This window comes from Streptomyces sp. NPDC015130 (assembly GCF_043080005.1).
In the GTDB taxonomy this organism is placed as follows: domain Bacteria; phylum Actinomycetota; class Actinomycetes; order Streptomycetales; family Streptomycetaceae; genus Streptomyces.
Genome location: NZ_JBIBVC010000001.1, coordinates 337,960 through 357,281 on the forward strand (window position 1 = coordinate 337,960; position 19,322 = coordinate 357,281).

General features: G+C 69.8%; 19 protein-coding genes and 2 pseudogenes. 9 read left to right on the plus strand and 12 right to left on the minus strand.

The features are described from left to right. Positions 1 to 217 precede the first annotated feature (217 nt). A complete protein-coding gene (locus ACF08F_RS01595; protein WP_392296479.1) occupies positions 218 to 2,056 on the minus strand; it encodes an acyl-CoA dehydrogenase in 1,839 nt (612 codons plus the stop codon). Positions 2,057 to 2,201: 145 nt separating this feature from the next. On the opposite strand from ACF08F_RS01595, the gene ACF08F_RS01600 reads away from it, so the two are divergent. From ACF08F_RS01600 to ACF08F_RS01610, 3 genes are all read left to right on the plus strand, one after another. Further along, positions 2,202 to 2,693: an SseB family protein gene (locus ACF08F_RS01600; RefSeq protein ID WP_392296480.1), complete on the plus strand. Its 492-nt coding sequence runs from the start codon at positions 2,202 to 2,204 to the stop codon at positions 2,691 to 2,693. Positions 2,694 to 2,819: 126 nt separating this feature from the next. Next, the gene (locus tag ACF08F_RS01605; RefSeq protein WP_392296481.1) at positions 2,820 to 3,782 is read left to right on the plus strand and encodes a pirin family protein; all 963 of its coding nucleotides are present in this window, start codon (positions 2,820 to 2,822) and stop codon (positions 3,780 to 3,782) included. A gap of 185 nt (positions 3,783 to 3,967) precedes the next feature. Continuing rightward, on the plus strand, positions 3,968 to 5,044 hold the full coding sequence (locus ACF08F_RS01610; RefSeq protein ID WP_392296482.1) for an AI-2E family transporter: 1,077 nt from the start codon (positions 3,968 to 3,970) through the stop codon (positions 5,042 to 5,044). On the opposite strand, the gene ACF08F_RS01615 is transcribed toward ACF08F_RS01610, so the two are convergent. The 3 genes from ACF08F_RS01615 to ACF08F_RS01625 form a co-directional block, all read right to left on the minus strand. Next, positions 5,041 to 5,856, minus strand: a complete 816-nt coding sequence (locus ACF08F_RS01615; RefSeq protein ID WP_392296483.1) for an MBL fold metallo-hydrolase — start codon at positions 5,854 to 5,856, stop codon at positions 5,041 to 5,043. The genes ACF08F_RS01610 and ACF08F_RS01615 overlap by 4 nt on opposite strands. Before the next feature lie 209 nt (positions 5,857 to 6,065). Then, positions 6,066 to 6,653, minus strand: a complete 588-nt coding sequence (locus ACF08F_RS01620; RefSeq protein WP_392296484.1) for a pyridoxamine 5'-phosphate oxidase family protein — start codon at positions 6,651 to 6,653, stop codon at positions 6,066 to 6,068. A gap of 34 nt (positions 6,654 to 6,687) precedes the next feature. After that, positions 6,688 to 8,796, minus strand: coding sequence for a SpoIIE family protein phosphatase (locus tag ACF08F_RS01625; RefSeq protein ID WP_392296485.1), 2,109 nt, complete (start codon positions 8,794 to 8,796; stop codon positions 6,688 to 6,690). A gap of 171 nt (positions 8,797 to 8,967) precedes the next feature. Here ACF08F_RS01625 and aspS point away from each other — a divergent pair, with 171 nt between their 5' ends. After that, positions 8,968 to 10,794 carry an aspartate--tRNA ligase gene (gene aspS / locus ACF08F_RS01630; RefSeq protein ID WP_392296486.1) on the plus strand — a complete coding sequence of 609 codons (1,827 nt, stop codon included), beginning with the start codon at positions 8,968 to 8,970 and terminating at the stop codon, positions 10,792 to 10,794. A gap of 93 nt (positions 10,795 to 10,887) precedes the next feature. On the opposite strand, the gene ACF08F_RS01635 is transcribed toward aspS, so the two are convergent. After that, on the minus strand, positions 10,888 to 11,208 hold the full coding sequence (locus ACF08F_RS01635) for a hypothetical protein (RefSeq protein ID WP_392296487.1): 321 nt from the start codon (positions 11,206 to 11,208) through the stop codon (positions 10,888 to 10,890). A gap of 79 nt (positions 11,209 to 11,287) precedes the next feature. Between ACF08F_RS01635 and ACF08F_RS01640 the strand changes: the two are divergent. Continuing rightward, a pseudogene (locus ACF08F_RS01640) lies at positions 11,288 to 11,434 on the plus strand (IS5/IS1182 family transposase); the annotation flags it as partial. A 10-nt stretch (positions 11,435 to 11,444) separates the two neighbouring features. Here ACF08F_RS01640 and ACF08F_RS01645 read toward each other — a convergent pair. The 6 genes and pseudogenes from ACF08F_RS01645 to ACF08F_RS01670 all read right to left on the minus strand — a co-directional run bounded on the left by ACF08F_RS01645 (position 11,445) and on the right by ACF08F_RS01670 (position 14,746). After that, the gene (locus ACF08F_RS01645; RefSeq protein ID WP_392296488.1) at positions 11,445 to 11,597 is read right to left on the minus strand and encodes a hypothetical protein; all 153 of its coding nucleotides are present in this window, start codon (positions 11,595 to 11,597) and stop codon (positions 11,445 to 11,447) included. 111 nt (positions 11,598 to 11,708) lie between these two features. Further along, positions 11,709 to 11,927: pseudogene (locus ACF08F_RS01650) on the minus strand (transposase family protein); the annotation flags it as partial. Between the two features lie 57 nt (positions 11,928 to 11,984). After that, positions 11,985 to 12,314: a hypothetical protein gene (locus ACF08F_RS01655; protein ID WP_392296489.1), complete on the minus strand. Its 330-nt coding sequence runs from the start codon at positions 12,312 to 12,314 to the stop codon at positions 11,985 to 11,987. 25 nt (positions 12,315 to 12,339) lie between these two features. Further along, a complete protein-coding gene (locus ACF08F_RS01660; RefSeq protein ID WP_392296490.1) occupies positions 12,340 to 13,215 on the minus strand; it encodes a hypothetical protein in 876 nt (291 codons plus the stop codon). A gap of 49 nt (positions 13,216 to 13,264) precedes the next feature. Further along, complete coding sequence (locus ACF08F_RS01665; protein ID WP_392296491.1) at positions 13,265 to 14,125, minus strand: helix-turn-helix domain-containing protein; 861 nt, start codon at positions 14,123 to 14,125, stop codon at positions 13,265 to 13,267. A 294-nt stretch (positions 14,126 to 14,419) separates the two neighbouring features. Further along, positions 14,420 to 14,746: an ATP-binding protein gene (locus ACF08F_RS01670; RefSeq protein WP_392296492.1), complete on the minus strand. Its 327-nt coding sequence runs from the start codon at positions 14,744 to 14,746 to the stop codon at positions 14,420 to 14,422. A 264-nt stretch (positions 14,747 to 15,010) separates the two neighbouring features. On the opposite strand from ACF08F_RS01670, the gene ACF08F_RS01675 reads away from it, so the two are divergent. Together ACF08F_RS01675 and ACF08F_RS01680 are read left to right on the plus strand one after the other, a co-directional pair. Further along, complete coding sequence (locus ACF08F_RS01675) at positions 15,011 to 15,886, plus strand: helix-turn-helix domain-containing protein (RefSeq protein ID WP_392296493.1); 876 nt, start codon at positions 15,011 to 15,013, stop codon at positions 15,884 to 15,886. Continuing rightward, a complete protein-coding gene (locus ACF08F_RS01680) occupies positions 15,883 to 16,092 on the plus strand; it encodes a DUF397 domain-containing protein (RefSeq protein WP_392296494.1) in 210 nt (69 codons plus the stop codon). The genes ACF08F_RS01675 and ACF08F_RS01680 overlap by 4 nt, the downstream gene beginning before the upstream one ends. Before the next feature lie 100 nt (positions 16,093 to 16,192). Here ACF08F_RS01680 and ACF08F_RS01685 read toward each other — a convergent pair whose 3' ends face one another. After that, positions 16,193 to 17,971 (minus strand): C40 family peptidase, encoded by a 1,779-nt coding sequence (locus ACF08F_RS01685; RefSeq protein WP_392296495.1) that lies wholly within the window; start codon positions 17,969 to 17,971, stop codon positions 16,193 to 16,195. Between the two features lie 300 nt (positions 17,972 to 18,271). Between ACF08F_RS01685 and ACF08F_RS01690 the strand changes: the two genes are divergently transcribed. Together ACF08F_RS01690 and ACF08F_RS01695 are read left to right on the plus strand one after the other, a co-directional pair. Beyond that, positions 18,272 to 18,838, plus strand: coding sequence for a Uma2 family endonuclease (locus ACF08F_RS01690; RefSeq protein WP_392296496.1), 567 nt, complete (start codon positions 18,272 to 18,274; stop codon positions 18,836 to 18,838). A 110-nt stretch (positions 18,839 to 18,948) separates the two neighbouring features. After that, entirely contained in the window at positions 18,949 to 19,299 is a 351-nt protein-coding gene (locus ACF08F_RS01695; protein ID WP_392296497.1) for a DoxX family protein, read from the plus strand. The last annotated feature ends 23 nt before the right edge of the window (positions 19,300 to 19,322 follow it).

Genomic DNA, 19,322 nt, shown 5'->3' on the forward strand with positions numbered 1-19,322 from the left:
CCGCTGTTCGACCGTCGGTATGCGGTGTCACGCGCCCGGTATCCGGTGTCCGGCGGAAGGCGGAAGGCGGAAGGCGGAAGGCGGAAAAGGCGGAAGACGGTCGGCGTCGGCTGACTGGCGGCCGGCGTCGGCTGCCTGGCGGCCTGCGGCGGAAAACAGCACGGGCCCGCCCCCCTCCCCGGGGACGGGCCGTGCCGGCAGGACGAGAGGGCGTTCCTTAGAACGCGGCCTCGTCCAGGTCCATCACCGAGTTGTCGACGGCCTCGGCGAGCGCGCGTTCGGCGGAGACGCCCGGCAGGATGTTGGCGGCGAAGAACTTCGCGGCCGCGATCTTGCCCTGGTAGAAGGCCGCTTCCTTGGCGGACTTGTCCGCCGCGCCGGCGGCGAGCTTCTCGGCGGCGACGGCGGCACCGCGCAGGAGCAGGTAGCCGACGACGACGTCGCCGGAGGCGAGCAGCAGGCGGGTGGTGTTCAGGCCGACCTTGTAGATGTTCCGGACGTCCTCGCCGGTGGCGGTGAGGTCCGTGATCATCGTGCCGACGATGGCCTCCAGGTCGACGGCGGCCTTGGCGAGCGCGTCACGGGCGCCGGCCAGGTCGTCGCCGCCGGTGCCGACCGCGAGGAACTTCTTGATCTCCTCGGAGAGGGCGTTCAGGGACGCGCCCTGGTCGCGGACGATCTTCCGGAAGAAGAAGTCCTGGCCCTGGATGGCCGTGGTGCCCTCGTAGAGGGTGTCGATCTTGGCGTCCCGGATGTACTGCTCGATCGGGTACTCCTGCAGGAAGCCGGAGCCGCCGAAGGTCTGGAGCGACTGCGCGAGCTGCTCGTAGCCCTTCTCGGAGCCGTAGCCCTTCACGATCGGGAGCAGCAGGTCGTTCAGGCCGTGGAGCGCCTTGGCGTCCTCGCCGGCCGCTTCCTTGATCGCGATCTCGTCCTGCACGGAGGCCGTGTAGAGGACGAGGGAGCGCATGCCCTCGGCATACGCCTTCTGCGTCATCAGCGAGCGGCGGACGTCGGGGTGGTGCGTGATGGTGACCTTGGGCGCGGCCTTGTCCATGAAGTTGGCCAGGTCGGTGCCCTGGACGCGCTCCTTGGCGTACTCCAGGGCGTTGAGGTAGCCCGTGGAGAGGGTGGAGATCGCCTTCGTGCCGACCATCATGCGGGCGAACTCGATGATGAGGAACATCTGGCGGATGCCGTCGTGCTTGTCGCCGATCAGCCAGCCCTTGGCGGGGTGCCGGTCGCCGAAGGTCATCTCGCAGGTGTTGGAGGCCTTGAGGCCCATCTTGTGCTCGACGTTGGTGGCGTACACGCCGTTGCGCTCGCCCAGCTCGCCGGTCTCCCAGTCGAACTCGTACTTCGGGACGAGGAAGAGGGAGAGGCCCTTGGTGCCGGGGCCGGCACCCTCGGGGCGGGCGAGGACGTAGTGGAGGATGTTCTCCTCCATGTCGTGCTCACCGGACGTGATGAAGCGCTTCACGCCCTCGATGTGCCAGGAGCCGTCCTCCTGCTGCACGGCCTTGGTGCGGCCGGCGCCGACGTCCGAGCCGGCGTCGGGCTCGGTGAGGACCATGGTGGAGCCCCAGCGCTTCTCGACGGCGATCTGGGCGACCTTCTTCTGCGCCTCGTTGCCCTCGTTGTAGAGGACGCCGGCGAACGCCGGGCCGGAGGAGTACATCCAGACGGCCGGGTTCGAGCCGAGCAGGAGCTCCGCGTAGGCCCAGACGAGGGAGCGGGGGGAGACGGTGCCGCCGATGCCCTCGGGGATGCCGAGGCGCCAGTACTCGGAGTCCATGAAGGCCTTGTAGGACTTCTTGAAGGAGGCCGGTACGGGAGCGGTGTTGGTCTCCGGGTCGAAGACGGGCGGGTTGCGGTCGGCGTCGGCGAAGGAGTCCGCGAGCTCGTTCTCGGCGAGGCGGCGGATCTCGTCGAGGATGCTCTTGGCGGTCTCGACGTCCATCTCCTCGAACGGACCGGTGCCGTACACCTTGTCGCGGCCGAGCACCTCGAAGAGGTTGAACTCGATGTCGCGGAGATTCGACTTGTAGTGCCCCATGGCGACGGCTCCGTTAAGGCTCGGGGAGGCGGGATCTTCGTACACGTACCAGCGAGTAGCAACACGCTCTCTCCGATGATGCTACCCACCGGTAATAAGAAGCAACCCCTATCCGGCGATCTGTGACGCAGTAGGCTCAGTGGCCATGTACGGCTACGACCAGAATCCGGGTGCCCAGCAGCAGTACGCGCCGCCCCCGCAGGGGCAGTACGCCCAGCAGGCGCCCCCGCAGGCCGGCGGGTACGCGCAGCAGCAGGCCCCGCTCTACCCGGAGCCCTCGCCCCCGTCCCTGGCCGACGCCGTACGCGCCTTCACGACCGGCACGCTCGCCCCCGAGGACTTCCAGCAGATCTTCGCGACGTCGAAGGTCTACTGCCCGCGCGGCGACAACCCCGGCTTCCTGGCCCTGCACAACACCCAGCAGCCGGTGATCCCGATGTTCACCACGCTCAAGGAGCTGCGGCGGTACGCGGGCAAGGAGTCGAAGTACTTCGTCATCACCGGCGCCGAGGTGATCGACCTGCTGCCGACGGGGTACGGCTTCGTCCTCGACATGGAGGGCGACCACCGCATGGTCTTCGACGCCAAGGCCGTGGAGCAGATGGTCGACTACGCGATGCGCCGGATGTACGGCTGACCGAGGTTGGGTACGTGTGGGAGCGCCCGGGAGGAATTCCTCCCGGGCGTTCCGCGTTCCAGGTGGCAGGAAGTTCATCGTTCAACTAAAGTGGACGTACAAGGTCGCACCCAAGGAGGTCCGGTCATGCCCGCTGTGACTGTCGAGAACCCGCTCACCCTGCCGCGCGTCGCCGCTCCGGCCGACGCCGTCTCCCGCCCCGTGCTCGCCGTCACCACGGCCCCGCAGGGCTTCGAGGGCGAGGGCTTCCCGGTCCGCCGGGCCTTCGCCGGAATCAACTACCAGTACCTCGACCCGTTCATCATGATGGACCAGATGGGCGAGGTGGAGTACGCCCCCGGCGAGCCCAAGGGCACGCCCTGGCACCCCCACCGCGGCTTCGAGACCGTCACCTACATCATCGACGGGATCTTCGACCACCAGGACTCCAACGGTGGCGGCGGCACCATCACCAACGGCGACACCCAGTGGATGACGGCAGGCAGCGGTCTGCTGCACATCGAGGCCCCGCCGGAGTCCCTCGTCGTCAGCGGCGGCCTCTTCCACGGCCTCCAGCTGTGGGTGAACCTGCCCGCCGCCGACAAGATGATGGCCCCGCGCTACCAGGACATCCGCGGCGGCCAGGTCCAGCTGCTCACCTCCCCCGACGGCGGCGCGCTGCTCCGCGTGATCGCGGGCGAGCTCGGCGGCCACGAGGGCCCCGGCATCACCCACACCCCGATCACGATGATCCACGCCACCCTGCGGCCCGGCGCCGAGATCAGCCTGCCGTGGCGCGAGGACTTCAACGGCCTCGCGTACGTCATGGCCGGCCGCGGCACCGTCGGCGCCGAGCGCCGGCCCGTCCACACGGGCCAGACGGCCGTCTTCGGCAAGGGCGGCGCGCTCACGATCCGCGCGGACGAGAAGCAGGACGGGAACACCCCGGACCTGGAGGTCGTGGTCCTCGGCGGGCAGCCGATCCGCGAGCCGATGGCGCACTACGGCCCGTTCGTCATGAACACCCAGGCCGAACTCCGCCAGGCCTTCGAGGACTTCCAGGCGGGCCGCCTCGGCACGATCCCGGCGGTTCACGGGATGGGCGAGTAGCCGGGAGCCGGGAGTCAGGGGCAGGGGCCAGGTGTACGGGTGTACGGGTGGTGTCCCGCGTGCGCCCGTACGCCTGTACGCCTGTACGCCGGGGCGTGGCGCCCTGACAGGTTCTCCTGACGGACCGTCGCCCGTACGGCCGTCAGCGCGCGACGACACGCCGACGGGCGTGGTCCGGTGGACAGGTGCAGACGACCGGAGCGCCGCTCCTCCCCGAACCCGCCCGTCGCTTCGCGGCCTGGTGCGTCGTCCTGCTGCTCGCCGCGGGGCTCGCCGCCGTCGGCATCTGGCTGTGCATCGTCTTCCAGACCGCCGTCACCCCCGTCCTCCTCGCGATCCTCGGCACCGCGCTCCTCCGGCCGCTCTACCGCCGCCTGCTCCGGCTGAGGGTGCGCAAGTCGCTCGCCGCCGCGCTCACCGTCGCCGCCGTCGTCGCGGTCGTCGGCGGTGCCACGTACATCGTCGTCCTCGCGCTCATCGAGACCGGCGACCAGATCGTCGCCTCGCTGCGGCAGGCCGCCGCCGACATCGCCCAGCACCTCGGCGCGGCCGGGACCTCCCTCGACGACATCGCCAAGAACGCCGAGAGCCTCCTCAAGCGCTTCGGCGGCACCGCCGCCTCGGGGGTGATCAGCGGGCTCAGCGTCGTCGCCGAGACGATGGCCACAGCCGTCCTCGCCCTGCTCCTGATCTTCTTCTTCCTGAAGGACTCCGACCGGGCCATGGGCGCCCTGCGCTCCCTCGCCCCGCGCGCCACCGGCGACACCGCGGAGGCCATGGCCCGCCGGGCCTTCGGGGCCGTCGAGGGGTACATGCGCGGCACGACCTTCGTCGCCCTCGTCGACGCGGTCATCATCGGCATCGGACTGCTCGTCCTGCGCGTGCCCGGCGCGGTGGGGCTCGCCGCGCTCGTCTTCGTCACCGCCTACATCCCCTACCTCGGCGCCTTCCTCTCCGGTGCCGTCGCCGTCCTCGTCGCCCTCGCCGACCGGGGCTTCGTCATCGCGCTGTGGGTGCTCGGGGTGGTCCTCGCCGTCCAGGTCCTGGAGGGCAACGTCCTCCAGCCCTTCGTCCAGAGCAAGACCGTCCAGATGCACCCGGCCGCGGTCCTCCTCGCGATCACGGCCGGCGCGTCCGTCGCGGGCATCCTGGGCATGCTGCTCGCCGTACCGCTGACGGCCGCCGCGACCGGCGTCCTCGGCGAACTGCGCGCGCGGTACGGGACACCCCGCGGCGACCGGGCCCCCCGCCCGGACTCCTAGGCGGTCGCCATCCCGCCCGGCTCGAAGGAGGCGAGCAGCTGTTCCAGGGCCGCCTGGTCGGGTCCGACGAACGGGTCGGAGTCCGGGGCCATCGCGATCGTCTCCAGCATCCGGTCGGTCATCCGCACGGCCGGCGGCAGATGCGTGCACAGCACGATCTCCGGGTTCATCTCCCGCAGCGGAGCGATCGTCGCCCGGAACTTCTCCGCGTCCACGACGTGCACCCACGGGCTGTCGAGCGTGGCCCACAGCAGCTGCGCCCCCTGGAGCTCCTCCGGCTTGAGGTCGCTCGCGTGCCCGCTCTCCGCGATCTCCTGGCTCGGCATGGGGCCGCCGAAGCAGTCGGAGCTGAAGCAGATCCGGGTCCTGTCGTCGTAGAAGCCGACGGTGGCGGGGTTGTCGAAGAGCGGCGGCCGGAAGGCGTGCAGGCTGCGGTCGCCGACGTCGAGGGACTGCCCCGGGTTGAGGAAGTACAGGCGGTCCATGGGCAGGGCCCGCTCGGTCGTCATGATGCCCGCGCCGACGAAGGTCGTGATCACGCGTGCGTCCGGGGCCGCGTCGAGGAGGTCGAAGATCCCGCCCGTGTGGTCGCGGTCGGGGTGGGTGAGCCAGATCCAGCGCACGTCGGCCGGGTCCATGACCTCGCCGAGCGCCGCGACGAAGTCCCGGTCCTCGACGGACAGCCCGGTGTCGACGACGACCGGCTCGGCGGCGGTCAGGACGTAGGCGTTGACGGGGATGTGGCCGATCCCCGGGATTTCGAGGCTGTCGGCCAGCACGGTGGTGTCGCTGCCGACCTTGTGGGTGTCCATGGCACGCTCCGTGGTCCCCCCGGCGGCCGTACGACACCAGTCTGCGCCGTACGGCGCAGCCGCGCGCGACGGAGAATCCGCCGGCCCGGTCGCTCGGCATCCGCCGGCCCGAAGGCGCAGGAGCCGCCCGGCCCGGTCGCTCGGCATCCGCCGACCCGGTCGCTCGGCATCCGCCGACCCGGTCGCTCAGAAGGTGGCGGCCCGGTCGCTCAGAAGGTGGCGGGCGGCAGCGGGAGGGGCAGTCCCGGCAGGCCGTCGATGCTCTGCGCGATGTGCTCCTTCTTCGCGAAGTACGCGCTCAGCGAGGCGTCGTCCTCGCGCGCGAAGCGCCTGCCGTGCAGGTCGCGGTCGGCGTCGTACGACATGAAGGGCACCCCGTACCCGCAGGAGTCGCGGACGAGCTCGGCCGTCACCACGATGATCGCGCGCAGCCCGTGGAGGCTCGGGTCGATGTCGGGGAAGTGGGCGAGCAGCTCCGTGAAGCGCGGGTCGTCGCGGAAGACGGGCTCGCCGCGGCCGTGCACCCGGACGATGTTGGGCGGTCCCTGGAAGGCGCACCACATCACCGTGATGCGGCCGTTCTCCCGGAGGTGCGCGACGGTCTCGGCGGTGCTGCCGGCGAAGTCGAGGTAGGCGATCCGCTGCTCGTCGAGCACCGCGAAGGAGCCCTTGAGGCCCTTGGGGGAGAGGTTGACCGTGCCGTCGCCGTCCAGCGGGGCGGTCGCGGTGAAGAAGACCGGCTGCTGCTCGATGAAGGTGCGCAGGCGGCCGTCGATGCGTTCGTAAGTCTTTCCCATGTCTAAGGATTATGTTACTTAACTCTTCGGTTGTCTAACGATCGGTCGTCGGCTCGTTCAGCTCGAACCAGATCGACTTGCCCTCGCCCCGCGGGTCAAAGCCCCACGCGTCCGCCAGCATCTCCATCAGCAGCAGCCCGCGGCCGCTCGACGCCATCTCGCCCGGGTGCCGCTTGTGCGGCAGCTCGTCGCTCTGGTCGGAGACCTCGACCCGCAGCCGCCGCGACTTCTCCCCGCACGCGACCTCGGCGACCAGCAGCGCGTCGCCGTCCGTGTGGACGAGGACGTTCGTCACCATCTCGGAGACCATCAGGACCGCCGAGTCGAGCTGCTCCTCGTCCGCCCAGTCGTGCAGCAGCTGCCGCACCTGCTCGCGGGCCTCGGCGATCCGCTCCGGCTCCGCCTGGGCGATCGTCATCAGGGTCCGGCGCGGGGCCTCCGCCAGCGGGCCGGCGGGCCGGCGGGAGAGCAGCAGGACCGCGATGTCGTCCTCGCGGCGGTCGGCGAGCGGCCCCGTGGTGTGGTGCGAGCCGGGACCGTGGACGGCCTCGACGAGCGTGTCGGCGAGCTGCTCCAGGTCCTCGCCGTCATGGGACTCCAGGAGCCCCTTGACCCGCTCCCAGCCGCTGTCCAGGTCGTGCCCGCCGGTCTCCAGGAGGCCGTCCGTGCAGATCATCAGGGTCTCGCCGGGGTCCAGGGTGAGCCGGGTCGTGGGGTAGTCGGTGTCGGGGTCGATGCCGAGGGGCAGGCCGCCGGCCGTGGGCCTCAGGAGAACCGTTCCGTCGTTCATCCGTACCGCCGGGTCCGGATGCCCCGCCCGCGCGATGTCGACCGTGCCCGTCTCCAGGTCGACCTCCAGGTAGAGGCAGGTCGCGAAGCGCGGGCCGCCGTTCCCCTCGGCGTCGTCCCCGTCGGTGATCCCGTACAGGAAGCGCGAGGCCCGCGAGAGCACCGCGTCCGGCCGGTGGCCCTCGGAGGCGTACGCGCGCAGGGCGATCCGCAGCTGCCCCATGAGGCCGGCCGCCCGCACGTCGTGGCCCTGGACGTCGCCGATGACCAGGGCGATGCGCCCGGCGCCGCGCCCGCCGGTCCGGGTGGTGCCGCCGGGCAGCCGGATCATGTCGTACCAGTCGCCGCCGACCTGGAGCCCGCCGCCGGTCGGCACGTACCGGGCGGCGACCTGGATGCCGGGGATGCCGGGGCCGAGGACCGGCATCATCGTCCGCTGGAGCCCGAGCGACAGCTCGCGCTCCGACTCGGCCACGCCCGCGCGCGCGAGGGCCTGCGCGAGCATCCGCGCGACCGTCGTGAGCACGGAGCGCTCGTCGGGCGTGAAGGCCACCGGGTGCTGGAAGGCGGCCATCCAGGCGCCCATCGTGCGCCCGGCGACGACCAGCGGCACGAACGCCCAGGAGCGACGGCCGAAGCGCTGGGCGAGCGGCCAGGTCATGGGGTAGCGGCGCAGGTACTCGTCGGGCGTCGGCAGATAGATCGCGCGCCCGGTCCGTACGACCTCGGCCGCCGGGTAGTCGGTCTCCAGACCCATCGACGAGAACGGCCCCTCGTCGCCCTGGCTGTGCCCGTGGTGACCGATGACGGTCAGCCGGTCGCCCGCCACGCCGAAGACGGCGAGCCCGTCCGGCGAGAAACCGGGCATCGACAGCGAGGCCGCCACCCGCAGCACCTCGGCCGTCGAACGGGCCTCGGCGAGGGCCCGCCCCGCGTCGAGGAGGAAGGCCTCGCGGGAGCGGCGCCAGTCGCCGGTGATCGGGGTGTGCGCGGCGGTCCCGGGCTGCTGCTCCGCGACCTCCTGGAGGGTGCCGACCAGCTGGTAGTCGTCGCCCTCGATGAGCGGCTTGGACCTGCTCCGCACGGTACGGATCACCCGGCCGCGCTCGTCCATGATCCGCAGCCGGGCCTCGGCGAGGGTGCCCTCGGCGACGGCCAGGTTGACGACGCCGTCGATCTCGTTCCAGTCGACCGGGTGAAAACGGGACCGCACGGCCGCCTCACTGAGCCGCACCGGCTCGGCGGGCAGCCCGAGCAGCCGGGCCGCCTCGGCGTCGAGCGAGACGATCCCGGACGCGTTGTCCCAGCGCCACAGGCCGGTCGCGATCGCGGCCAGGACGTCCTCGGTGCGCATTGCCCCACTTTATGAATGTCGGACAGCAGGTCGCCACTGAGCGTATTCGAAAAGGGATCATGAGGCGGCCGGTACTCTGGGTGGGTCTGCCCGCGTGTCCTGTGACATCTGTGACAGGGGCCACAGGGTGGCGAACCATCACCCACGATCCTGAAGACTGGATGAACGACGATGCATCGGTACAGGTCCCACACCTGCGGCGAGCTCCGCGCCTCTGACGTCGGCACCGACGTCCGGCTGAGCGGCTGGCTGCACAATCGGCGCGACCTGGGCGGCATCCTCTTCATCGATCTGCGCGACCACTACGGCATCACGCAGCTCGTCGCCCGTCCCGGCACCGCCGCGGCCGAGGTCCTCGACAAGCTGACGAAGGAGACCGTCGTCCGCGTCGACGGCAAGGTCGTCTCGCGTGGCGCGGAGAACGTCAACCCCGAGCTCCCCACCGGCGAGATCGAGATCGAGGCCGCCACGGTCGAGGTCCTGGGCGCGGCCAAGCAGATCCCCTTCACCGTCAACACCGACGACGGCGTGAACGAGGAGCGGCGCCTGGAGTACCGCTTCCTCGACCTGCGCCGCGAGCGCATGCACCGCAACATCATGCTGCGCTCCGCCGTCATCGCCTCCATCCGCTCGAAGATGGTGGCCCTCGGCTTCAACGAGATGGCGACCCCGATCCTCGCCGCGACCTCCCCCGAGGGCGCCCGCGACTTCGTCGTCCCGTCCCGACTGAACCCGGGCAAGTTCTACGCGCTGCCGCAGGCGCCGCAGCAGTTCAAGCAGCTGCTGATGATCTCCGGCTTCGACCGCTACTTCCAGATCGCGCCCTGCTTCCGCGACGAGGACGCCCGCGCGGACCGCTCGCCGGGCGAGTTCTACCAGCTCGACGTCGAGATGAGCTTCGTCGAGCAGGAGGACGTCTTCCAGCCGATCGAGAAGCTGATGACGGAGATCTTCGAGGAGTTCGGCGGCGGGCGTCACGTCACGTCCCCCTTCCCGCGCATCCCGTTCCGCGAGTCGATGCTGAAGTACGGCAACGACAAGCCCGACCTGCGCACCGCCCTCGAACTCGTCGACATCTCCGACGTCTTCGAGGCCTCGGAGTTCAAGGCCTTCGCCGGCAAGCACGTCCGCGCGCTCGCGGTCCCGAACACGGGCGACCAGCCGCGCAAGTTCTTCGACCAGCTCGGCGACTTCGCGGTCTCCCTCGGCGCGAAGGGCCTGGCCTGGGTCCGCGTCGGCGACGGCAACGCCCTCACCGGCCCCATCGCCAAGTTCCTCACCGAGGAGAACGTCAAGGTCCTCACCGAGCGCCTCGGCCTGGAGCCGGGCCACGCGATCTTCTTCGGCGCGGGCGAGTTCGACGAGGTCTCCAAGATCATGGGCCCGGTCCGGGTCGAGGCCGCCAAGCGCGCCGGCCAGTTCGAGGAGAACGTCTTCCGCTTCGCGTGGATCGTGGACTTCCCGATGTACGAGCGGGACGAGGAGACCGGCAAGATCGACTTCTCGCACAACCCGTTCTCCATGCCGCAGGGCGGCATCGAGGCCCTGGAGACCCAGGACCCGCTGGACGTCCTCGGCTGGCAGTACGACATCGTCTGCAACGGCATCGAGCTGTCCTCGGGCGCGATCCGTAACCACGAGCCCGAGATCATGTTCAAGGCCTTCGAGATCGCGGGCTACTCGCGCGAGACGGTCGAGCACGAGTTCGCGGGCATGCTCCGCGCCTTCGAGTACGGCGCCCCGCCGCACGGCGGCATCGCCCCGGGCGTCGACCGCATCGTGATGCTCCTCGCGGACGAGCCCAACATCCGCGAGACGATCGCCTTCCCGCTGAACGGCAACGCCCAGGACCTCCTGATGGGCGCCCCGACGGAACTCGACGAGTCCCGCCTGCGCGAACTGAACATCCAGCTCCGCAAGCCGGTCGAGAAGGCCGCCCCGAAGCCGGCCGAGGACCGCCCGGTCACGGACGCGGTCCACCCGGACGCGGCGCGGTAAGCAGCACGCTTGACCGAAGGGCCCGGGATCCTCGGATCCCGGGCCCTTCGGTGTTCCAGTCAAGCAGATCGGTCTACTTCGCCGCGTCTGTGCTCATCGCGGGGCGAATTCATCCATGTAATCGCGGTGCTCGACGTGGATCGCGGATTCCGGGATCTCTCTCAGGGGCGATAGATCTACCTTTTCGGGCTTCCCGCACCCGTCGAGATCGCTCAGGGCGTGCAGGAGCGCCTCCAGCGCCACCCGGGACTCCGCACGCGGGGCTAGCATGGCGATCAAGTCCCCTACCACTCTGGCCTGGGTACCGGAGAGCAGGTTCACGAAGTCCTGAACCCGGTCGCTTGCCTCAGTACGCACCGATTCGTCGAGGCTCAGAAGATCCCGAAGGAATTCGACGTAATACTTGGTTTCCATACGTCCCATCCTTCGGATCAGTGAGCGTTTTCAGCGTGGCCACTGATCGGGTGACGCCGGTCAGGTCAAGGTGAGGGCCAACGGGGCACTCGCCCAGACCCGCGCTCCTGTCGAACGAGGCGTCGCCCGACTGAAGTCCTGGCGGATCTTCCGCCGGAGCCGCTGCAGTCCGAACCGCATGACGGACATCGCCGCCGCGGTACTCACCCTGGAGAGGCAACGCTGAAAACGCTCAGTTACCTCTCGCCTGCGCCCCGCTCCAGGTCGGCCGCTCGCTTCTCCAACTCTGCTGCGACGTCATCCCAGTCCGGGCCGAACGCCTCCAGATCGATGGCTGCGGCCTTGAGGAGTTCTGGATTCTCCGGCCGCTCGGCTCTCGCCGCTGTCATGAAATCCGACACGATTGTCCTCACTTGAGGTTGGGCCATTATGTGGCGACCCTACGAGCTCTATCCGATCACACGGACTCGCCCCCGGCTCAAGGGAGTCAGTGAGCGTTTTCAGCGTTGACGTTCCAGGGTGAGGATGGCTGCGGCGATGGTGGTCATGCGGTTGGGGCTGCAGCGGGCTTTGCGGAAGATGCGCCAGGTCTTCAGCCTTGCGATGCTGCGTTCGACCGGTGCCCGCGCCGTTGACGGGGCTCGGTTGATCGTCTTCTGGGTCGTGGTGAGCTCCCGGTTCGGGAGCCGTCTGATGGGCGTGGTCACCCAGGGGCCGGCGCGGCCACTCTGAAAGAGCTCGGTGAACCCAGTTCGCTGAGCGTCTTTCCGGCCAGTTCAAAGAGCTCCGACACGCGTCGGAGCCTCCCCATCCTCATCGTCGACGTCGGGTCGGCACACCAGCACATCGTCGCACCCGAGCCCGGTGAGGGAGCCGCCGGTCAGGTGGACCACCACGGAGTGCGGAGGGTCCATGAAGTCCATCGGGCGACCGTATTTCTCGAGCCGGGCGATGGCGAACCTACGCGGATCGTTGTCCGCCTCCAGGGCGCATGACTGCCCGGTCCGGACGATGCCCCCGATGACCCGAGCGAGACAGATCCCTCCGTCAGGGCCCTCCTGCTCCACGGAATGGATCTGGAGCTCGCCGAATTCCATTTCGTCCATCTGAGGGGTGTACTCCTGTCGAGGCCTACTGGATCAGGTCGGTATGCGTGGAGCACGTCCGGCAGACGTAGAGCTGCAGGTGATTCGCGTCGGAGACCTGAATGCCGGGCGGGTTCGACACGATGTCGTCGTCGAGCACAGCGATGGATTGCTCCTCGTGCGGAACCCAACTCCTCCTGTAGTCACGGCATTCGGACGAGGCGATGGTCAGCAGCGGACTCATCGCCGTGCCGCAGTTGATGCAGAACCGGGGGTAGGGATCGGTGAGGCCCCACGGGGGCCAGCCACCGACCTTCCATCCGGGGGCGACGGACAGCTCGTTGTCGTAGAACTCCTCCGGCGCCTCCTCAAAGGACTCATCCAGCTCGACGCCGGCCGCCTGCCATGCGCTCCAGTCGCTGAGCTGCTCCTGCAACTCCTTGCTCAGTTCCAAGAAGTCGGGGTACTCGGTGACCTGCTCCGGTGCGAGCACACACGGCTCCGGCGCATAGCCGTACTGCACGTCGGACGGCTTGGGCGGCGAGGCGAGGACATGGCCGACGTCGGAGGCGGTCCGCCAGAACAGTTGCGTCGGAGGCTTGTACTCCGGCGGGTGCTCCGAGGGACACCACAGCACCTGCAGCAGGTCTGTCCGTCCGGGCGGCCGTAGCTGCGGCACGTCGCGTGCGTACAGCTGGGCCACGGGCAGGAGGGGGGAGACCGGACCCTCGTGCCACTTGTCGCAGTACAGCCATGGTTGCCCGGAAGGCCACAGCAGCGGTCCACCGATCGAGCTCTCGTACGGTGACGGCGAGCCGGGGCGGGGATGCAGCCGGGTCGTCGTGCGTGCCAGCGGGGCCAGTTGGGGGAAGACCGCCGCCACGTCGAACGGCCGCGACGGGGTGGTGCGTATGGCGTTCACAGAGGCGATCCTGCCAGTGTCCTCTGACACCAGGGCGTCTCCACGGGTGTCACGGGCTGCGCGTGCAGCCGGTGCAGGTTCCCGGTTCCGGACCTCGGTAGGCGCGGTCGCACGTGTCGCAGTTCTGGAGGGGGTGCCGGGAGGCCGGGTCCTCGCGTGGGGTGCGGAAGGGGGGCAGGGGTGGGAGCTGGGCCGTGATGCGGTGGGCCAGGAGCGCGGCCGGGCGGTGCAGGGGTTCCGGCGGTAGGCCGTGGGTCAGGGCGCGGTGGACCGCCTCGGGCGTGAGGTCGCGTTCCAGCCAGGCGGCCACGCCCGGGACGAGGTGCTCCGCGTCCGTCGCGGAGACCAGGAGTCGCGGGTCCGTGCGACGGAGGCCGGAGAGGACACCCAGGGCCGTCTCTAGGAGATCCGGGGTGGGGTACACGGGCGCCGGTACGGCCGGCAGGGCGCGGCGGCGTGGTGGTTTCTCCGTGGTGCGCCGGGGCGGGGGTTGCGGCGGCGGCTCGTTTCCGCCTCCCGTCCGGCCCGGGCGGTTGCAGGAGACCGTACGGGTGACCATGCGGCCCTGTTCCGTGCGGATGCGCGTCCGCCGCAGGTAGCCGTGGGCCTCCAGCTCGCGCAGGGCGTTGGCGATCCTGGTCTTTCCCTCGGGGAAGCGGGCCGCGAGGGTGTCGATGTCGACCCGTGCGCCGCCGGGGAGGGATTGGATGTGGACTGCCAGGCCGATCGCCGTCAGCGACAGCTCGATGTGTTGGGCCAGATGGTTGCCGACCACCGTGAAGCGGGTGGTGTGGCGGGTGTTGTCGTGGATGACGCCGCCCGTGCGTCCGGCCGTACCCCGGGAGGGGTGGTTTTTCCCGTCGTTACGGGACTCGGCGTACGGGCGCGCGCTAGTGTTTTGGGTATCCATCGGGAAGTCGTTCTCTTCCTCGGTGGTCAGGCCCTCGCATTGGGATTGCCGTCCCGGCGGGGGCCGACGCATGTCAGCAGTTGTGTGGTGTGTCGCGCTGAGCGTAGATCAAGCAACCTGCCCTATAGCCAGCCGATTTGGGGTTTTTCACTCAAGCGAGTGAGTCCTGCCCCAGCGGGGCGGAGGGGTGGGGTTTGGTTCGGGTTCTTTCTCTCTGTGGTCGTCCTTGAGGAGACCGTCCGCCCCGCCGAACTCCGCGTTCCCAGAGTTCGGTGACCACCTCTTCTTCGCAGGTCAGGAGCGTGGTGGCAGGGTGAGCTCCGCCCAGACCGTCTTCCTGGGTACGGGGCCGAGCTCGATGCCCCATCGGTCGGCCAGTGCCTCGACGAGGAGCAGTCCGCGTCCGGAGTCGCCTTCGGAGCAGGTCTGTTGGGTGCGGGGAACGCTCTCCCTCCGGGTGTCCGTGACCTCGATCCGCAGGACTTCCTCGCGGGCGATGAGCGCCAGCCGGAAGCTCCGGCCGGGTACCCGTCCGTGCGTTGCTGCGTTCGTGGCCAGCTCCGCGACGACCTGCGCTGCCGCCTCCGTCACTCCGTACGGCACCACCTCGTGATCCCGCATCCACTCGACGGCCAGTAGCCGGGCCAGTCGTGCCCCGCGTGGCGTGGGGGACAGGAGCACGCTGAAGTGGGCGTGAGGGAGGGGACTTGGGTGGTGGTGTGCTGGCTCATGGGTCCGAGCGTGGCCGTCCCCGGTTACCGTGAACAGTGACGTCGCCGATGCGTAGAGTCACTGTCCGGAGCTTGTCCACTGCTGTCCGGGCTGTCCGGACCCGCCGCAGGGGTAGGGGCATCGCGCCACGAAGGGGCGAGGGAAGGGTGCGGTATGTCGGTGGACGGTGGGGCGCAGCGACTCAAGACCGAGGCGGACGAGCCGGGGTGGGAGGTCGACCCGGACGATGACTGGGGTGTGGCCGTCGTCGCCACCGTGGGACGGCAGTTGAGGCTGCGGAGGGAAGCGGTGGGGATGCGGGCCGCCGAGCTCGGGACGGCCACCGGGTACGGCGAGGACCTCATCTACAAGATCGAGAGCGGGAAGCGGATCCCGCGCCCCGAGTTCCTGGACAGGGCGGACGAGGTCTTGGGGGCTGGGGGGCTGCTCTCGGCGATGAAGGAGGACGTGGCGAAGGTCCGGTACCCGAAGAAGGTGCGGGCGTTGGCGAAGATGGAGGCGAAGGCGGTCGAGATCCAGCTCTACGACCCGCTCAACATCCACGGCCTTTTGCAGACGCCGGAGTACGCCCGTGGGCTGCTGTTGATGCGACGGCCGGCGTATACGCAGGACGAGGTGGAGCGGATGGCAGCCGGGCGGGTGGCCCGGCAGAGCATCTTCCAGCGCGATCCCGCCCCCGAACTCAGCTTCGTCCTGGAGGAGTGGACGCTTCGTCGTCCGCTGGGCGGACGGGGTCTGCTGCGGGCCCAGCTGGAGCGTCTGTTGGAGGTTGGGCAGCTGCGGAATGTCGAGCTTCAGGTGATGCCGATGGACCGGGAGGAGCACGCCGGACTGGCGGGCGGCATCGAGGTGCTGAAGTTCGGTGACGGCTCGGCGGTGGGACGCTCTGCGGCAGTGGCCAACGGACGGCCCGTGACCGAGCCGAAACAGCTCCATATCCTGGAGTTGCGGTATGGCATCATCCGGGCTCAGGCCCTCACTCCGCGTGAGTCGATTGCCTTCATTGAGCAACTGCTGGGAGAGACATGATCCGCAACACCTCGGCCGGGGACGCCTCCGAACTGGCGTGGTTCAAGAGCAGCTACAGCAGCAGCAGCGAGGGCGACTCCTGCATCGAGATCGCCACCACCCCCGCCACCGTCCACGTCCGCGACTCCAAGAACCTCTCCGGTCCCCAGCTCGCGCTGTCGCCGGCCGCCTGGGCGGGTTTCGTCTCGTACGCGTCGGGCCACTGATCGCACCGACCGACCGACCGATCGACCGACCGACCGACCGGCCGACCGCCCCCGCCCCGCACCCCGGTCCGCACCGGAGACGGGGCGCGGGCGGCCCGGCTCAGAATCGCCGGATCATGCGCAGGGACTTGGTGTACAGGTCGGTCGCCGCGCCGTTCAGGATCGACTTGGCGCCGAGGTCGGCCATGGTCGGCCCGTTCGGGGTCCTGCGACTGGACACGAAACGCAGACCGCCGTGCTGGTCCTGCCCGACGTAGATGCCGGTGTGGTCGACCACACCGGCGGTGGCCTCCGGGTCGTCGGGGTCGGTGGTGGCGTCGAAGAACACCACGTCACCGATGCGCAGTGCGGTGAGTGAGGGCGGCGCGTCGGTGCCCGAGGCCACGACCGTGCCGGGGCCGTTCGTGGCCTGCCTCTTCGAGGTGCGGGGCAGGTTGCGGCCGTCGTAGTCCTTGTAGAGGACCATCGGGATGCCCATGTGGTGGCCGTAGACCATGCGGACGAAGCCCGAGCAGTCGAGATTGCCCTTCCACCGCGCCTCCGGGGTCCCGGTGCTCTCGCCACTGGCCGGGAAGGTCCAGGCGAGTCCCATGTACTCGTGGAAGTCGGCGCCGACGTAGCGCAGGCCGGCTTCGTCCGTCTCGCTGTACCCGGACGTGCCCAGCACCTGGGCGCCCTGGAGCGCGGGGTCGGTGACGGCGGGCGCGTGGGGACGGAACATGGAGGCGTACGCGAGTGCGTCGGGCGAGGTGTCTGCGGCCCAGGCGCGGACGCGCTGCTCCAGCGCCGGGGTCCAGGTGCCGTCGAAGGGTTCGGGAAGGACCCGTACCCAGGTGTCGTGGCAGACCACCGGCGGGTCCGCCCAGTCGGCGGAGGTGACCACGAAGTCGTAGATCCGGGCCTCCAGCGGCACCGTGGCGCCCTGGGAGGCGAGGGCGCGGACTCCGAGGGAGCCCGAGGCGAAGACCTTGTCCGGCTGCTGCTCGGGGTCGCGCACGCTGTGGTGCCAGGTGTCCGGCGTGGTCATGCCGTCGCGCCAGGCGCGGGCCCGGATCACGGGACCGCTCTTCTCCACCTGGACCCACCAGTGGTCGAAGGCCGCGAATCCGGTGCCGACCGTGACGGCCGCGCTCAAGGTGCCGGAGACGTCGGCGAGTTCCTTCTCCAGGACCAGTCGGACGTCCTTGGCCGGGGTCACCTCAAGGCGGGCCCGGTAGTGGTTGTCGACGTCCTGGACCCCGAACGAGAGCGCCAGTGAGACGGGTGCGCCGGTGGGGACCTTGTCGAAGGAGAAACGGGCGGCGGCGTCGAAGTCCCCGACCCGCTGGTCGGAGAGGAAGACGTGCCGGCTCGCGTTGCTCGCGGTGAGGTTGACGACGGCCCGGCCGGACTCCAGGAAGTAGTCCCCGGCCACGCCGTTGTGACGGGTCCAGGTGCCGCCGCCGGGGGAGGTGCCCCAGCCGGTGGTGGTCGTACGGGCGAAGCCGTCGGCGAAGGGCTTCTTCTGTTCGGTGAACCAGCGCTTCGGGCCGCGCACCGTCACCGTCTTGGCACCGGTGGTCAGGGTGGCGAGCACCCCGGTGCCGTCGGACACCTCCAGGCACGCGGGGGTGCCGGAGAGGACGCGGGTGGTCAGCGCCCCGGACGGATGGGCGGTGAAGTGCCACGGGTCGCCGGGATCGGCCACCATCGGCAGCTTTCCGCCGGGCGCCATGGGGACCGTCGTGCCGGCCGACGTGGCGGCGGGGGCGTTGGTGCCGGTCGGTGCGGCGGCGTTGGCCGAGGGGGCGACGGCGAAGGGCAACGAACCGCCCGCCGCCACTCCGGCGAGGACGGCGAGAGCCGATCTGCGACTCGGCGAGGGCTTCGATGTGGACATGGCTGGTAGACCCCCCCGGGGTGAAGGAATCGATCAGACGATCGAACGAATGGGGACCTTACCCGCGCGGAGACCGGAACCCTCGGTGCGGGTGCGAGGTGTGCGATCGGGGGCGCACCGTGGGGCGGGTCGATGAACTCGACGCACGGCGTCACCCACAGGGGTGAAGGCCGGGGATTCCCGGATCCCGGGGTGCCGGCATATGCCAACGTGCCTGTCATGGCGACAGCGACGAACCCGGCCACGCGGGCCGGGGAGCCCGTACCGTGGAAGGCACCACCGATCCAGGAGGAGTCTGCCGTGAGCGTCCTGACGCAGGAGGGGTTCGAGGAACTCGCCCGTCTCGGCGAGCGCGTGGACGAATCCCTGCGCCTTGAATTCATCCACGGGAAGATCGAGGAGAAGGCGTTGCCGGACGGCGACCACGGGCGGATCATCGAGTGGCTCACGCGCCTGTGCATTCAGGTCGACGCCGGCTGGTGGCTCTATCCCGATCAAGGGCTGAGGATCGAGAAGTACCGCAAGGGCAATGCCCGTCCCGACGGCTGCCTCGCGCCGAGCGACACATTCGTCGGGCAGGGCGAGTGGGCCAGTCCCGACGGGGTTCTCATGACCGTCGAGGTCACGTCCGGCGACTCGGACACCGGGCGGCGTGACCGGGTGGAGAAGCCGCATGCCTATGCCGAGACGGGGATTCCCGTCTACCTCCTGATCGACAGGACCGCAGGTGAGGTGAAGGTCCACTCCCAGCCGGACGGCGAGCGGTACGAGATGGTCGTGACGGTGCCCTTCGGCAAGACGGTCACCCTGCCGGAGCCGGTCGGGATGGAGCTGGACACGGAACCGTTGAAGAACTGGGTCCACTGAACTCCACTGAAGTTTTTCGCTCGGGCCGTCACACATCCCGCTCGGGTTCCGTCAGTGCTGTGTCCGGCTCGGTCGAGGCGGACACCGGAGAGGCTGAAGGAGCCGTCGCGATGTTCACCGAGATGTCCACCACCGCTGTCGTCGCCACCGCCGTCGCCGCGTTCATGGCCGGGTTCTCCGGGGCGTCGGTCTTCTTCCGCGCCAGGTTCGTCGTCGAGCCCCTCGCCGCGTACGGCGTGCCGGAGTCGTGGTGGAACCTGCTCGGGGCCGCCAAGGCCGCCGGGGCCGTCGGGCTCGTCGTCGGGTTCTGGGTCCCGGTGATCGGGACCCTCGCCGCGATCGGGCTGATCCTGTACTTCGCCGGGGCCGTGATCACCGTGATCCGCGCCCGCGCCTACGGGCACGTGCCCTTCCCGCTCGTCTACATGGCCCCCGCCGTCGCCGCCCTCGCCCTCGCCTGACATGCGAAAGGCCGCCTGCCCCG

What these genes read in the sequence shown, in the direction of transcription:
- ACF08F_RS01595 (WP_392296479.1), bottom strand. Translation starts at nt 2,056, where the DNA reads ATGGGGCACTACAAGTCGAATCTCCGCGACATCGAGTTCAACCTCTTC.
- ACF08F_RS01600 (WP_392296480.1), top strand. Translation starts at nt 2,202, where the DNA reads ATGTACGGCTACGACCAGAATCCGGGTGCCCAGCAGCAGTACGCGCCG.
- ACF08F_RS01605 (WP_392296481.1), top strand. Translation starts at nt 2,820, where the DNA reads ATGCCCGCTGTGACTGTCGAGAACCCGCTCACCCTGCCGCGCGTCGCC.
- ACF08F_RS01615 (WP_392296483.1), bottom strand. Translation starts at nt 5,856, where the DNA reads ATGGACACCCACAAGGTCGGCAGCGACACCACCGTGCTGGCCGACAGC.
- ACF08F_RS01620 (WP_392296484.1), bottom strand. Translation starts at nt 6,653, where the DNA reads ATGGGAAAGACTTACGAACGCATCGACGGCCGCCTGCGCACCTTCATC.
- ACF08F_RS01625 (WP_392296485.1), bottom strand. Translation starts at nt 8,796, where the DNA reads ATGCGCACCGAGGACGTCCTGGCCGCGATCGCGACCGGCCTGTGGCGC.
- aspS (WP_392296486.1), top strand. Translation starts at nt 8,968, where the DNA reads ATGCATCGGTACAGGTCCCACACCTGCGGCGAGCTCCGCGCCTCTGAC.
- ACF08F_RS01635 (WP_392296487.1), bottom strand. Translation starts at nt 11,208, where the DNA reads ATGGAAACCAAGTATTACGTCGAATTCCTTCGGGATCTTCTGAGCCTC.
- ACF08F_RS01645 (WP_392296488.1), bottom strand. Translation starts at nt 11,597, where the DNA reads ATGACAGCGGCGAGAGCCGAGCGGCCGGAGAATCCAGAACTCCTCAAG.
- ACF08F_RS01655 (WP_392296489.1), bottom strand. Translation starts at nt 12,314, where the DNA reads ATGGACGAAATGGAATTCGGCGAGCTCCAGATCCATTCCGTGGAGCAG.
- ACF08F_RS01665 (WP_392296491.1), bottom strand. Translation starts at nt 14,125, where the DNA reads ATGGATACCCAAAACACTAGCGCGCGCCCGTACGCCGAGTCCCGTAAC.
- ACF08F_RS01670 (WP_392296492.1), bottom strand. Translation starts at nt 14,746, where the DNA reads ATGCGGGATCACGAGGTGGTGCCGTACGGAGTGACGGAGGCGGCAGCG.
- ACF08F_RS01675 (WP_392296493.1), top strand. Translation starts at nt 15,011, where the DNA reads ATGTCGGTGGACGGTGGGGCGCAGCGACTCAAGACCGAGGCGGACGAG.
- ACF08F_RS01680 (WP_392296494.1), top strand. Translation starts at nt 15,883, where the DNA reads ATGATCCGCAACACCTCGGCCGGGGACGCCTCCGAACTGGCGTGGTTC.
- ACF08F_RS01685 (WP_392296495.1), bottom strand. Translation starts at nt 17,971, where the DNA reads ATGTCCACATCGAAGCCCTCGCCGAGTCGCAGATCGGCTCTCGCCGTC.
- ACF08F_RS01695 (WP_392296497.1), top strand. Translation starts at nt 18,949, where the DNA reads ATGTTCACCGAGATGTCCACCACCGCTGTCGTCGCCACCGCCGTCGCC.